General features: G+C 56.6%; 8 protein-coding genes and 1 pseudogene. 4 read left to right on the forward strand and 5 right to left on the reverse strand.

Going from position 1 to position 13,571, the window contains the following annotated elements; all coding sequences use genetic code 11:
* Positions 1–126: 126 nt before the first annotated feature.
* Together cytR and priA are read right to left on the reverse strand one after the other, a co-directional pair.
* Positions 127–1,164, reverse strand: a pseudogene (cytR, locus tag PAG01S_RS20990) (DNA-binding transcriptional regulator CytR).
* A gap of 164 nt (positions 1,165–1,328) precedes the next feature.
* Positions 1,329–3,524, reverse strand: a complete 2,196-nt coding sequence (gene priA / locus PAG01S_RS20995) for a primosomal protein N' (RefSeq protein ID WP_062759671.1) — start codon at positions 3,522–3,524, stop codon at positions 1,329–1,331.
* A gap of 225 nt (positions 3,525–3,749) precedes the next feature.
* Here priA and rpmE point away from each other — a divergent pair, with 225 nt between their 5' ends.
* Positions 3,750–3,965 (forward strand): 50S ribosomal protein L31, encoded by a 216-nt coding sequence (gene rpmE, locus PAG01S_RS21000; protein WP_003851227.1) that lies wholly within the window; start codon positions 3,750–3,752, stop codon positions 3,963–3,965.
* Between the two features lie 79 nt (positions 3,966–4,044).
* Here the strand turns inward: rpmE and metJ are convergent, their stop codons facing one another.
* Entirely contained in the window at positions 4,045–4,362 is a 318-nt protein-coding gene (gene metJ / locus PAG01S_RS21005; protein ID WP_009088019.1) for a met regulon transcriptional regulator MetJ, read from the reverse strand.
* 273 nt (positions 4,363–4,635) lie between these two features.
* Between metJ and metB the strand changes: the two genes are divergently transcribed.
* The 3 genes from metB (at position 4,636) to metF (ending at position 9,336) form a co-directional block, all read left to right on the forward strand.
* Positions 4,636–5,796, forward strand: coding sequence for a cystathionine gamma-synthase (gene metB / locus PAG01S_RS21010; RefSeq protein WP_060681301.1), 1,161 nt, complete (start codon positions 4,636–4,638; stop codon positions 5,794–5,796).
* Positions 5,797–5,798: 2 nt separating this feature from the next.
* The gene (locus PAG01S_RS21015; protein WP_010258152.1) at positions 5,799–8,234 is read left to right on the forward strand and encodes a bifunctional aspartate kinase/homoserine dehydrogenase II; all 2,436 of its coding nucleotides are present in this window, start codon (positions 5,799–5,801) and stop codon (positions 8,232–8,234) included.
* A gap of 202 nt (positions 8,235–8,436) precedes the next feature.
* Complete coding sequence (gene metF, locus PAG01S_RS21020; protein ID WP_010258148.1) at positions 8,437–9,336, forward strand: methylenetetrahydrofolate reductase; 900 nt, start codon at positions 8,437–8,439, stop codon at positions 9,334–9,336.
* Between the two features lie 67 nt (positions 9,337–9,403).
* Here the strand turns inward: metF and ppc are convergent, their stop codons facing one another.
* Positions 9,404–12,055: a phosphoenolpyruvate carboxylase gene (gene ppc / locus PAG01S_RS21025; RefSeq protein WP_022624923.1), complete on the reverse strand. Its 2,652-nt coding sequence runs from the start codon at positions 12,053–12,055 to the stop codon at positions 9,404–9,406.
* Positions 12,056–12,408: 353 nt separating this feature from the next.
* Positions 12,409–13,557 carry an acetylornithine deacetylase gene (argE, locus tag PAG01S_RS21030; RefSeq protein ID WP_062759672.1) on the reverse strand — a complete coding sequence of 383 codons (1,149 nt, stop codon included), beginning with the start codon at positions 13,555–13,557 and terminating at the stop codon, positions 12,409–12,411.
* Between the last annotated feature and the right edge of the window lie 14 nt (positions 13,558–13,571).

Here is a 13,571-nt window from a genome sequence, read left to right on the forward strand (position 1 = left end):
GTGCCAGATGGGCGAAATGATGATTTTTACGCGCCCGGCAAGGAGTCCGCCATGTTACTTAAGGGTCGGAACTTTGACCAGCAGTGTTCGCCTTAAGAATCTACTGAAAAAATCAGACAAATACGCTTATTTTTCACGCTTTTTTGCTCGCGCCGTGCTGCCACGAATGGTTAAACCGGCATCCAGCAGCCGCGATCCGCTGATGACTCGTTTGCCATTTAACTCATCCAGCAGCAGAAGCATCGCTTCCCGGCCTATCTGGTAACGTGGCTGCGTGACCGTGGTCAGCGGCGGCTCGCAGTAACGTGATAGCTCAATGTCATCGAATCCGACCACAGAGAGGTCCTCCGGTATCCGCAGTCCGCAGCGCCGGGCCTGATTCATCGCCCCAAGTGCCATAATATCGCTGTGGCAGAAGAGCGCGCGCGGCGGTTGCGGCAGGGTCATCAGCTGATTCATGGCGGCAACGCCCGCTTCAAATGTGAAGTCACCGCGCACAATATAGGTAGGATCGACCGTCAGCCCGCTGCGACGCATCGCCTGGACATACCCCTGCAAACGATACTGGCAGAGCGGCATCTCTTCCGGCCCGGCGATACAGGCGATATGTGTGTGACCCAACTGCAGTAAATGATTTACCGCTTCAAATGCGGCGGTCAGGTTATCGATGTGGACAGTGGGCAGTGACATTTCCGGCGCAAACTCATTCGCCATTACCATAGGCGGCAAGTTGCGTTGCTCATCAATGCTGGCATCAAAAGGCAACTTTGAGCCGAGCAGCACCATGCCATCGATCTGTCGCGTCACCATCAGGTTGAGAAAAGTTCTCTCCTGCTGATTCTGATGCGCGCAGTCACCAATCAGCACCAGATAGCCCTCTTCGGCTGCCGTAACTTCAACGCCTCGGATGATTTCACTAAAGAAGGGATCGCAGATGTCAGGGACAATGACCAGGATGGTACGCGTCTCATTACGACGGGCGTTGCGCGTGGGGCCATGTGCCGTGTAGCCGACGGCGGCAACCGCCTGCTCGACTTACTGGCGGGTGGCCGCAGAAACCTTCTCCGGATTCATCAGCGCACGCGATACGGTGGCGGTTGAGACGCCCGCATGTTCCGCAACATCTTTCATCGTGGCGGCGGGCGGTTGTTGATTCTGCTCCAACACATGCTCCTGACGCGTTATGGCGCGTTCAATTCTGTTTCTGCCTGACCTGAAGGCAAACCGGGCAACATTGTTAACGATTGCCCGGCTGGTTGTTACTTAATTTGCATAAAAATTGTGACTTATGCGACATTTTTCGATCTGGCTCGCAGTGTCAGCTTAAATCAGCTCTCGGTAGGGTCGATATCCAGCGTCCATTTCACTTTGCGCGCCGCGGGCAGGGTTGAAACCAACGGCAACGAACTGCTCAGCAACTGTTGCAGACGCTGCCGGGAGGGATGCTGCAGCAGCAGTTGCCAGCGCCAGCGTCCACTGCGTTTTGGCTGCAGTGCAGGCAACGGACCCATAAACCACATCGCCTTATCGTTCAGCGTGCTTGCCTCCAGCAAATTACGGAGTTGTTGCAGGAATTCCACTGCCTGCTGGTTATCCATATCTTCAGCGCGGAACAGCGCATGGCGGCTCCAGGGCGGCAGATGGACTGCCTGTCGCTCCAGCAATGCCTGCTGGGCGAACGCCGAATAGCCCTGGTGCAACAGCGTCTGCAGCAGCGGATGTTCCGGATGGTGAGTCTGCAGCAACACCTCGCCCTGTTTGCCGGCACGGCCAGCACGACCGGCGACCTGGGTGTAGAGCTGAGCAAAGCGTTCCGCCGCACGAAAATCGGCTGAGAACAGCGCACCATCGACATCCAGCAGCGACACCAGCGTAACATCGGGGAAGTGGTGGCCTTTGGCCAGCATCTGGGTGCCGACAAGGATTCGTGCACCGCCGCGATGAACGTCAGCCAGATGCTGCTCCAGCGCACCTTTGCGGCTGGTGGTATCACGATCGATTCGCGACACCGGCACGCCAGGGAAAAGTGTGCCGAGCTGCTGCTCCAGCTGCTCAGTCCCGACGCCTACCGGTAGCAAATGGGTTGAACCACACTGCGGGCATTGGTTAGGCAGCGGACGCTGGCTGTCGCAATGGTGGCAGCGTAGCTGGCGATGGTGCTGATGCAGCGTGTAGTAGCGGTCACAGCGGGTACACTCAGCAATCCAGCCGCAATCATGACAGAGCAGAGCGGGCGAAAAGCCGCGGCGGTTAAGAAACAACAGCACCTGATTATCGGCCTGCAGATGCTGGCGCATTTTACCAATCAGGCCCGGTGCCAGACCGCCGATCAACTGCACGCCTTTTAAGTCGATAAGCTGTTGCAGTGCCGGTCTGGCATTGCCGGCGCGTTTTGTCAGGTCGAGCTGGCGATACTTGCCGCTGCGGACATTGTGCAGTGTCTCCAGAGCAGGGGTCGCCGATCCCATAACAATCGGGATATCCTCTTCATGTGCGCGGAAGACGGCCAGATCGCGCGCCTGATAGCGCCAGCCTTCCTGCTGTTTATAGGAGCTGTCATGCTCTTCATCGATAATAATTACGCCAGGACGGGCCAGCGGCGTAAACAGCGCCGATCGGGTGCCAATCACAATCGCCGTTTCGCCGCGCCGCGCACGTAACCAGACCGCCAGCCGCTCACTGTCATTTAATGCGGAGTGCAGCACATCAATGGGCGCATCAAAACGTTCGCGAAAACGGGCGATAGTTTGCGGGGTCAGGCCAATCTCCGGCACCAGCACCAGCGCCTGTTTACCGCGTGCCAGCACATTTTCCAGCACGCTGAGGTAAACCTCGGTTTTGCCTGAACCCGTGATGCCCGCCAGCAGCCAGGCTGCGTAATGTTCATCATCTGCCCGAATCGCACCTACGGCCATCGCCTGATCGGTATTCAGCCGCAGACGTTCGCCTTTTACGGCATAAGTGGTACGCCAGTCGTGCATCTGCGGCTGATGCTCATGCAGTTCGCATAACCCTTTAGCGCGCAGCGCCTGCAGCGTCGCATCCGTGAGGTCATGTTCACTGACCTGATGACGATAGAGCGGTTGCTGACGCAGTGCAGCCAGCGCCTGCTGCTGTTTCGGTGCCCGCTTTAAACTTTCCGGCGCAGTCGCCCGACCCTGCTCGGTGATTTCCCAGCGCCATAAGGGATTGTCCTGCGCCGCTTTGCCCTGACGCAGCAGTACCGGAATAGCATGGCTCAGTACCTCTCCCTGCGGCGAATGATAGTAACTGGCGGCCCAGTTAAGGATGCGCCACAGCGACGCTGGATAGAGGGATTCACTATCCAGTACCTCGATCACGCGCTTGAGTTGTGCTTCCGGCAGATCGCTGCTCTCACGAAAGGCGACCACAATTCCGATCATCCTGCGATTGCCAAAGGGCACACTCACGCGACCACCAATGACCGGCTGCGCGCCCTGTGGCGGCAGATAATCAAACAGGCGGGGCAAGGGGACGGGCAGGGCGACCTGGACTACGGGCATAACTCTCTCTTTCCGGCTCAATGATCGGGGAAGCTAGTGTACACGCTGACCCTGATGGCGGGTATCTCAGCAGATATTTGCAGCAATCGAAACTTACCTGTATAATATGCCGCCTTCGGTGAGAAATATCTGGCCGGAGTACACCCTATAATGTTCAATCGCGTGTGGTGCTGTGCAGGTTAAAGCCTGGCACGGAGAGCGACACGGCCTTCAATGAGGTTTCCCATGAAACAAGGTATTCACCCGAAATACGAAGCAGTTACTATCAAATGTACCTGCGGCAACGAGATCCACACCCGTTCAACACTGACTCACGAACTGAACCTGGACGTTTGTGGCAAATGCCACCCGTTCTATACCGGTAAGCAGCGTGAAGTGGCAACTGGTGGCCGTGTTGACCGCTTTAACAAGCGTTTCAGCGTGCCAGGCGCTAAAAAATAAGATTAAAAGGCACCTGAACCTGCGGGTTCGGCGGCAAGAAAAAACCCAGCTTCGGCTGGGTTTTTTTATGGCTGAAAGATCAATACTCCCAGGTATCCGGATCGACACCCATCTGGCGCATGATTGCTTTTGCTTCTTCCGGAATCTCATCACTACGCTCTTTGCGCAGGTCGACGTCATCCGGCAGCGGTTGGCCCGTAAAGGCATGTAAAAAGGCTTCGCAAAGCAGCTCGCTGTTGGTGGCGTGACGCAGGTTGTTCACCTGACGACGGGTACGCTCATCCGTTAAAATCTTCAGCACGCTCAATGGGATTGATACTGTGATCTTCTTGACCTGCTCGCTCTTCTTACCGTGCTCAGCGTACGGGCTGATATATTCGCCGTTCCATTCAGCCATGGGTTACCTTAATTAATAAACGTTAAATGTTAGGAAATCAGCGGATTATGCCTGATTTTTTCCTGCCTGACCCCTGATATGGCGGGTTTTCTTCGCTCACTGCCTCTGTCTCACAGAGGGGAACGCCAGGCGATGACGCATAATTTTAGCGGTTATTGCGGTTTTGCTCAATCTATACGCAAAGACATTTAGATGTCCAGATGTATTGACGTCTAATTAGAGGGTGATATCCTGTGGCCTACATTTTATTCACTCTTCAGGAACAATTCGCTCATGACGCGTAAACCGGCAACCATCGCAGTGCGCAGCGGTTTGAATGATGACGAGCAATATGGCTGCGTTGTCCCGCCAATCCACCTCTCTACGACCTATAACTTCCTGGATTTCAATGAGCCTCGTGCGCATGACTACTCCCGTCGTGGCAACCCCACTCGTGATGTCGTACAGCGTACCCTGGCAGAACTGGAAGGGGGAGCAGGCGCGGTATTAACCAATACCGGGATGTCGGCGATTCACCTGGTCACGACGGTGTTTCTGAAGCCTGGCGATCTGCTGGTCGCGCCACATGACTGTTATGGCGGCAGCTATCGGCTGTTTGACAGCCTGAGCCAGCGCGGCGCCTATCGGGTGAAATTTGTCGATCAGGGTGATCCGGTAGCGCTGCAGGCCGCTCTGGATGAAAACCCAAAACTGGTGCTGATTGAAAGCCCCAGCAATCCGCTGCTGCGCGTGGTAGATATCAGCGCGATTTGCGCCGCTGCGCGTGCTGCGGGTGCCATCAGCGTGGTGGACAACACCTTTATGAGTCCGGCGCTGCAGAATCCTCTGGCGCTGGGTGCGGACCTGGTGATCCACTCCTGTACCAAATACCTCAATGGCCACTCCGATGTCGTGGCGGGCGCGGTCATCGCCAAAGATCCGCAACTCGCTACCGACCTGGCCTGGTGGGCAAATAACATTGGTGTGACCGGTGCAGCGTTTGACAGTTATCTGCTGCTGCGCGGGATTCGTACGCTTTCACCGCGGATTGCAGCCGCACAACGCAACGCACTCGCGATTGTAGAGTATCTGAAGCAGCAGAAACTGGTGAAAAAGTTGTATCATCCTTCGCTGCCGGAAAACGCCGGACACGAACATGCCGTACGTCAGCAGCGCGGCTTTGGCGCGATGCTGAGTTTCGAGGTCGACGGTGATGAGGCGCTGCTGCGTCGCTTCCTGAAAGCACTGCAGCTATTTACGCTGGCGGAATCGCTGGGCGGAGTAGAGAGTCTGATCTCCCATACCGCCACCATGACGCACGCGGGGATGTCGGCAGAAGCACGCGCGGCAGCGGGCATTTCCGATACGCTGCTACGGGTTTCTGTCGGTATTGAAGATCACGAAGATTTAATTGCCGATCTGGATAATGCATTCCGGGTCGCAGCCGAGGGTTAAGCATGACGATTTCAGCAGGCGCGGGAACGCCGAACATCAGGCAGTTGCATAAGTTTGGCGGCAGCAGCCTGGCCGATGCGCGCTGCTATCAGCGCGTTGCCGGTATTATGGCGGACTACAGCCAGCCGGGCGACCTGATGGTGGTCTCTGCGGCAGGCTCAACCACCAACCAGCTGATTAGCTGGCTGAAGCTGAGCCAGAGCGATCGGCTCTCTGCGCATCAGGTGCAACAGGCCTTACGGCGCTACCAGAGCGAACTGATCAGTGCGCTGCTGCCTGCTGAGGTCGCAGAACCTTTAATCACCGCGTTTATCCGCGACCTGGAAAAGCTGGCCGCACTGCTGGATGCGCCGATTACCGATGCGGTCTATGCCGAAGTGGTCGGTCATGGTGAAGTCTGGTCGGCACGCCTGATGTCAGCGGTACTGAGCCAGCGTGACCTTCAGGCCTGCTGGCTGGATGCGCGTGAGTTTCTGCGCGCTGAACGTGCCGCACAACCGCAGGTAGATGAAGGGAAGTCCTGGCCACTGCTACAGACTCTACTGGCGCAGCATCCGCACAAGCGCATCGTGGTGACCGGATTTATCAGCCGCAACGACGCCGGTGAAACCGTCCTGCTTGGCCGCAACGGCTCCGACTATTCTGCCACGCAGATTGGCGCACTGGCGGGTGTCGGGCGGGTGACCATCTGGAGCGATGTGGCGGGTGTCTACAGTGCCGATCCCCGTAAAGTCTCTGATGCCTGTCTGCTGCCGCTGTTAAGGCTGGATGAAGCCAGCGAGCTGGCGCGCCTGGCTGCACCGGTTCTCCACACCCGTACTCTGCAGCCGGTTTCAGGCAGCGATATCGACCTGCAACTGCGCTGCAGTTATCAGCCGGAGCAGGGCTCAACCCGCATTGAGCGCGTGCTGGCCTCCGGGACGGGCGCGCGTATCGTCACCAGCCATGATGATGTTTGCCTGATTGAGATTCAGCTGCCAGAGCAGCATGACTTCGCCATCCTGCACAAAGAGATAGACCTGTTGCTGAAGCGCGCGCAGCTGCGTCCGCTGGCGTTTGGCGTTCATCCCGATCGTCAATTGCTGCAGCTCTGTTACACCGCCGAAGTGGTAAACAGCGCCTTTACGCTGCTACAGGATGCCGGTTTACCGGGCCATCTGCAGCTGCGCGACGGCCTGGCGCTGGTGGCGCTGGTTGGCGCAGGCGTTACCCGCAATCCGCTGCATACCCATCGCTTCTGGCAGCAGTTAAAGGATCAGCCAATTGAGTTCATCTGGCAGTCAGAAGAGCACATCAGCGTGGTCGCAGTGCTGCGCGTCGGCCCGACTCAGCATCTGATTCAGGGATTGCATCAGTCGCTGTTCCGGGCAGAAAAGCGCATCGGTCTGATGCTGTTTGGCAAAGGCAATATCGGTTCACGCTGGCTGGAGCTGTTTGCCCGCGATCAGGAAACGCTGTCAGCGCGTACCGGCTTTGAATTTGTGCTGGCGGGCGTCGCGGACAGCCGTCGCAGCCTGCTGAGCTATGAAGGGCTGGAAGCCAGCCGGGCACTCGCCTTCTTTGATGATGAAGCGGTAGAGCGCGATGAAGAGTCGCTGTTCCTGTGGATGCGTGCTCACCCGTTTGATGACCTGGTGGTGCTGGATGTCACTGCCAGCACACCGCTGGCGCAGCAGTATCTCGACTTCGCCAGTCACGGTTTTCACGTTATCAGCGCCAATAAGGTCGCGGGAGCGTCTGACAGTCAGACCTGGCGCCAGATCCGCGATGCCTTTACCAAAACCGGGCGTCACTGGCTCTATAACGCCACCGTTGGCGCAGGTCTGCCGATCAACTATACGGTGCGCGATCTGCGCGACAGCGGCGATACCATCCTGGCGATCAGCGGGATCTTCTCCGGCACGTTGTCGTGGCTGTTCCTGCAGTTTGATGGCACGGTGCCCTTTACCGAGCTGGTGGATCAGGCGTGGCAGCAGGGTTTAACCGAGCCCGACCCGCGCGCCGATCTCTCGGGTCAGGATGTGATGCGCAAGCTGGTTATCCTGGCGCGTGAGGCAGGCTACAACATCGAGCCGGATCAGGTGCGGGTGGAATCGCTGGTGCCCAGTAACTGTCAGCAGGGATCTGTCGACCACTTCTTTGAAAATGGCGAAGAGCTGAATGAGCAGATGCTGCAGCGGCTCGAAGCCGCGCAGGAGATGGACCTGGTGCTGCGTTACGTTGCCCGGTTTGATGCTAACGGCAAGGCGCGCGTGGGTGTTGAAGCGGTGCGTCCGGAACATCCGCTGGCCTCACTGCTGCCGTGCGACAACGTCTTTGCGATTGAGAGCCGCTGGTACCGCGATAATCCGCTGGTGATCCGCGGACCGGGCGCAGGCCGGGATGTCACCGCAGGCGCTATCCAGTCAGATATTAATCGCCTCGCACAACTGCTGTAACTCCTCCTCCTCAGGCGCTTCGGCGCCTGTTTTCAATGCGTTATCGCTTCCCTGTTGAATCGCCTTCATGTTGATTGAAAATTGATCACGACTGTCGACCATTTTTAAGTTGACGGCACAGTCAGATTACGTCATTTTGAACATCTGGACGTCTAAACGTGTAGATGTTCACAGGCCGATTGTTAATCGATGAGGGTGCAGGATGAGTTTCTTTCATGCCAATCAGCGCGAAGCGCTAAACCAGAGCCTGGCTGAGCTGAACGGGCAAATTAATGTTTCATTTGAGTTCTTCCCGCCTCGTACCAGCGACATGGAAGAGACCCTGTGGACCTCTATCGATCGCCTGAGCAGTCTGAAACCGAAATTCGTTTCTGTGACCTACGGTGCGAACTCAGGTGAACGTGATCGCACCCATAGCATTATCAAAGGCATTAAAGATCGCACCGGTCTGGAAGCTGCTCCCCATCTGACCTGTGTCGATGCCACGCGCGATGAACTGCGTACCATCGCTCAGGATTACTGGAACAACGGCATCCGTCACATTGTGGCGCTGCGCGGCGATCTGCCTCCTGGCAGCGGTAAGCCAGAAATGTATGGCAGCGATCTGGTTTCGCTGCTGAAAGAGGTGGGTGATTTTGATATTTCGGTTGCGGCCTATCCGGAAGTCCATCCCGAAGCGAAAAGCGCCCAGGCCGATCTGATTAACCTGAAGCGAAAAATCGATGCAGGTGCCAACCGGGCTATTACCCAGTTTTTCTTCGACGTTGAAAGTTATCTGCGTTTCCGCGATCGCTGTGTCGCGACCGGCATTGACGTGGAAATTGTGCCGGGCATTCTGCCGGTCTCTAACTTTAAACAGCTGCAACGCTTTGCCACGCTGACCAATGTGCGCGTGCCGGGCTGGATGAGCGCGATGTTCGCCGGTCTGGATGATGATCCGGAAACGCGGAAAATGGTGGGAGCCAATATCGCGATGGATATGGTGAAAATCCTGTCACGCGAAGGGGTGAAGGATTTTCATTTCTACACGCTGAACCGTGCCGAAATGAGTTACGCCATTTGTCACACCCTGGGCGTGCGTCCTGCTGCTGCTGCGGCTTAACCGCTCTGCTTCAGCCAATAAAAAAGTCGGGAGAGTCCCGACTTTTTTTGTTTTTACTGCACCACCGTTAACCGGTATTGCGCATGCCTGCCGCGACACCAGCAATGGTCACCATCAGCGCCTGCTCAACGCGGGCATCCGGTTCATCACCATTCGCTTCCCGCGCGCGCGAACGATGCAGCAGTTCGGCCTGGAGTACGTTGAGCGGATCGGTATAGACGTTACGCAGTGCAATTGACTCGGCAATCCACGGCTGATCGGCCATCAGGTGTGAGTCATTGGCAATGGTCAGTACCGCTTTGATATCCGCATCAAGCTGATCGCGCAGCTGTTTGCCCAGCGGCCAGAGTGATTTCTCGACCAGACGCTGATCGTAATATTCCGCCAGCCACAGGTCCGCTTTTGAGAATACCATCTCCAGCATACCCAGACGGGTAGAGAAGAATGGCCAGTCGCGGCACATCGCTTCCAGCTGATCCTGATGACCGGCGGCCATCGCCTGTTGCAGGGCCGCACCGGCACCCAGCCACGCAGGCAGCATCAGACGGTTCTGCGTCCAGGCGAAAATCCATGGAATCGCACGCAGCGACTCTACGCCGCCGGTAGGTCGGCGCTTGGCGGGACGTGAGCCCAGCGGTAATTTACCCAGCTCCTGCTCCGGCGTCGCTGAGCGGAAATAGGGCACGAAGTCAGCATTTTCACGCACATAACCGCGATACATCGCACAGGAGTCGGCGGAGAGCTGATCCATAATGTCGCGCCATTCGCGTTTTGGCTCCGGCGGCGGCATCAGGTTCGCTTCCAGAATTGCGCCGGTGTAGAGCGACAGGCTGGCGATGGTGACGGCGGGTAAACCATATTTAAAGCGGATCATCTCGCCCTGTTCGGTCACGCGCAGACCGCCGCGCAGGCTGCCTGGTGGTTGCGACAGAAGCGCTGCATGGGCGGGTGCGCCGCCACGGCCAATGCTGCCGCCGCGTCCGTGGAACAGCGTCAGTGAAATCCCGGCCTTCTCACACGTTTTAATCAGGGCATCCTGTGCCTGATATTGCGCCCAGCTGGCGGCCATCACACCGGCGTCTTTCGCCGAGTCAGAATAGCCAATCATCACCATCTGTTTGCCCTGAATTAAGCCGCGATACCAGTCGATGCTCAGCAGCTGGCTCATCACGTCATTGGCGTTATTCAGGTCATCAAGCGTTTCAAACAGCGGTGCAACCGGCATGGCATAGCCGATGCCTGCTTCTTTCAGCAGCAGATGCACGGCCAGCACGTCAGAAGGGGTTTTCGCCATGGAAATAACATAGGCGGCGATAGAACCCTGTGGCGCTTCAGCCGCGACGCGACAGGTCTCCAGCACTTCACGCGTTTCATCGCTGGGCTCCCAGCTACGAGGCAGCAGCGGACGCTTGGAGTTCAGTTCACGGATCAGGAAGGCCTGCTTGTCCGCTTCGGACCAGCTTTCATAATCGCCGAGGCCCAGATAGCGGGTCACTTCAGCAATCGCTTCGGTGTGACGGGTACTCTCCTGACGCAGATCGATACGCACCAGCGGCACGCCGAAACATTTCACGCGGCGCAGCGTATCAAGCAACTGACCGTTGGCGATAATGCCCATGCCGCACTTTTGCAGTGACTGATAGATGGTAAACAGCGGATCCCACAGCTGATCGTTGGAGACCAGCAGATCGGCCGGGCGCGGCAGACGTTCACCTTTCAGGCGGCGTTCCAGGAATGACTGGGTAGTCATTAACTGGCTGCGCAGGCGTTTCAGGATCATACGATAAGGTTCAAGTGCTTCCGGATCGCCGCTGAGTTCCCGGATCTCTTCAGTGCACTCTGACATCGACAACTCAGAGATCAGTACGCCGATATCGCGCAGGAACAGATCAGTGGCTTTCCAGCGACTCAGCTGCATAACGTGGCGGGTAATCGCCGCCGTAACGTTAGGGTTACCGTCGCGGTCGCCACCCATCCATGAGGTGAACTGAACCGGCACGAAATCGACCGGCAGCTTAATGCCGAACGCCTCTTCTACCTGCTCGTTCAGCTCACGCAGGAAAGCGGGTACGCCTTCCCACAGGCTGTTCTCCACCACGGCAAAGCCCCATTTGGCTTCGTCGATAGGGGTCGGACGATATTTGCGGATCTCATCGGTGTGCCACGCCTGTGCCACCAGCTGACGCAGACGGCGCATAATCTGGTTGCGTTCGTAGTCGGAGACGTCGCTGTGATCGAGCTGTTTCAGGCAGCTGTTAACTTCGACCAGCTTGTGAATCAGCGTACGGCGGGTGATTTCAGTCGGGTGAGCCGTCAGCACCAGTTCCAGCGACAGCGACTCAATGGCCGCAAGGATGTCGCTTTCGCTGATATCTTTCTGCTGCTTCAGGGTATCAAAGGTCTTTTTCAGCAGTTCGGGATGGTTCTCACCCTCGCCACTTTGCGAGATGGTCTGATACTGCTCAGCCACGTTGGTGAGGTTCAGAAACTGGCTAAAAGCGCGTGCAACCGGCAGAAGCTCCTCGTTGGAGAGGTTCTGCAGCGTATTGAGCAGTTCTTTACGATGAGTGTCATTTCCTGCACGGGATGACTTGGAGAGCTTACGGATGGTTTCCACCTGGTCGAGGATGTTCTCTCCCAGTGCATCCTTAATCGTATCCCCGAGCAGTTTGCCGAGCATACTGACATTACTTCGCATTGCGGAATATTGTTCGTTCATTGGACCCTGACACCCTTATCGTCTTGAAAAACTTCTACACCCGACCTTTCAGGCAGCAGAAAAATCAGCAACGCCATGTTCCCCCTAATCTACAGGGAACCGGCTCCGTTGCCGCCTGTCCACATTCTGAAACGCTCTGGATAATCACCCGGTGGGCATAACATCGTCTTTTATCTAGCCACGTAATGTTGCGTTCGTCAAATGCGTTAAAGTGCGCTGAAGGTGTGGCTAAATAACGGAAATTCGTAGAATTTATCGGGAACAAAGCGGGATAAGTTATTCTTATTGCTAAATCCCGCAGAATGAAGGGGCATTTTACTGTTAATGCAGTGAAATGCCCCATTTGCTGTTAATCAGTGGCAAAAATGCTGCACAACCTGAGTGATAAGCGCCCTTGTCGGCTTAATAAATGCAGTATCAATAAATTCGTCTGGCTGATGTGCCTGCTCAATCGACCCCGGACCCAGTACCAGCGTCGGGCAGAGCTGCTGAATAAAAGGCGCTTCGGTGCAGTAGTTCACCACCTCAGTGGGTATACCCAGCAATTTCTCGACCACACTAACCAGTTCATGATCTGCCGGACACTCGTAGCCAGGAATCGGCGGATGCAACTCGGCAACCGTGACACGGCCCGGCCAGCGCGCACTGACCGGTGCCAGCGCCTCGTTCAGTAGCCCATCGAGATCGTTCAGCGACAGGCCCGGCAGCGGACGAATATCCATATGCAGTTCACAGCAGGCGCAGATACGGTTAGCGGCGTCACCGCCATGAATATGGCCGAAGTTCATGGTGGGATAGGGGATGGCAAAGCCGTCATGGTGATAACGCTCCTGCAGCGTATGGCGCAGTTGCATCAGATGGGTGATCGACTCATGCATCAGTTCAATGGCGTTAACGCCTCGCGCGGGATCGCTGGAGTGGCCCGATTTTCCCTCGATGCGGATCACATTCGACAGGTGACCTTTGTGCGCACGCACCGGTTTAAGCGAGGTTGGTTCACCGATGATGGCGCAGTCGGGACGCAGCTGCGTCGACTCAGAAAAATATTTGGCGCCAGCCATGGTGGTCTCTTCATCGGCCGTAGCGAGGATATAGAGCGGCTTGCTCAGCGTGCTGACATCCACATCGCGCAGCGTATCGAGAATAAAGGCGAAGAAGCCTTTCATGTCTGCCGTGCCCAGGCCATAGAGCTTGTTGTCGTGCTCGGTCAGGGTAAAAGGATCGCGTGTCCAGCGGCCATCGTCAAAAGGAACGGTATCGGTATGACCTGCTAGCAGCAGGCCGCCCGCACCGCTTCCGGTACGCGCCAGCATATTAAATTTATTGCGGGTGCCGGGCACTGGCTGTACTTCAACGCTGAAGCCGAGGTCGCGGAACCAGCCGGCCAGCAAATTGATTAAAGTTTCATTACTCTGATCCAGTGCGGCATCGGTTGCGCTGATCGACGGTGTGGCGATTAACTGGCGGTACAGTTCAATAAAAGGCGGTAATTTTGTCTTCACTGTTGGCGGTCCTT

It is taken from the genome of Pantoea agglomerans NBRC 102470 (genome assembly GCF_001598475.1).
GTDB lineage: Bacteria > Pseudomonadota > Gammaproteobacteria > Enterobacterales > Enterobacteriaceae > Pantoea > Pantoea agglomerans.

Bases quoted from the DNA above. Each gene is read 5' to 3' on its own strand.
- priA (WP_062759671.1), bottom strand. From the start codon at position 3,524: ATGCCCGTAGTCCAGGTCGCCCTGCCCGTCCCCTTGCCCCGCCTGTTT.
- rpmE (WP_003851227.1), top strand. From the start codon at position 3,750: ATGAAACAAGGTATTCACCCGAAATACGAAGCAGTTACTATCAAATGT.
- metJ (WP_009088019.1), bottom strand. From the start codon at position 4,362: ATGGCTGAATGGAACGGCGAATATATCAGCCCGTACGCTGAGCACGGT.
- metB (WP_060681301.1), top strand. From the start codon at position 4,636: ATGACGCGTAAACCGGCAACCATCGCAGTGCGCAGCGGTTTGAATGAT.
- PAG01S_RS21015 (WP_010258152.1), top strand. From the start codon at position 5,799: ATGACGATTTCAGCAGGCGCGGGAACGCCGAACATCAGGCAGTTGCAT.
- metF (WP_010258148.1), top strand. From the start codon at position 8,437: ATGAGTTTCTTTCATGCCAATCAGCGCGAAGCGCTAAACCAGAGCCTG.
- ppc (WP_022624923.1), bottom strand. From the start codon at position 12,055: ATGAACGAACAATATTCCGCAATGCGAAGTAATGTCAGTATGCTCGGC.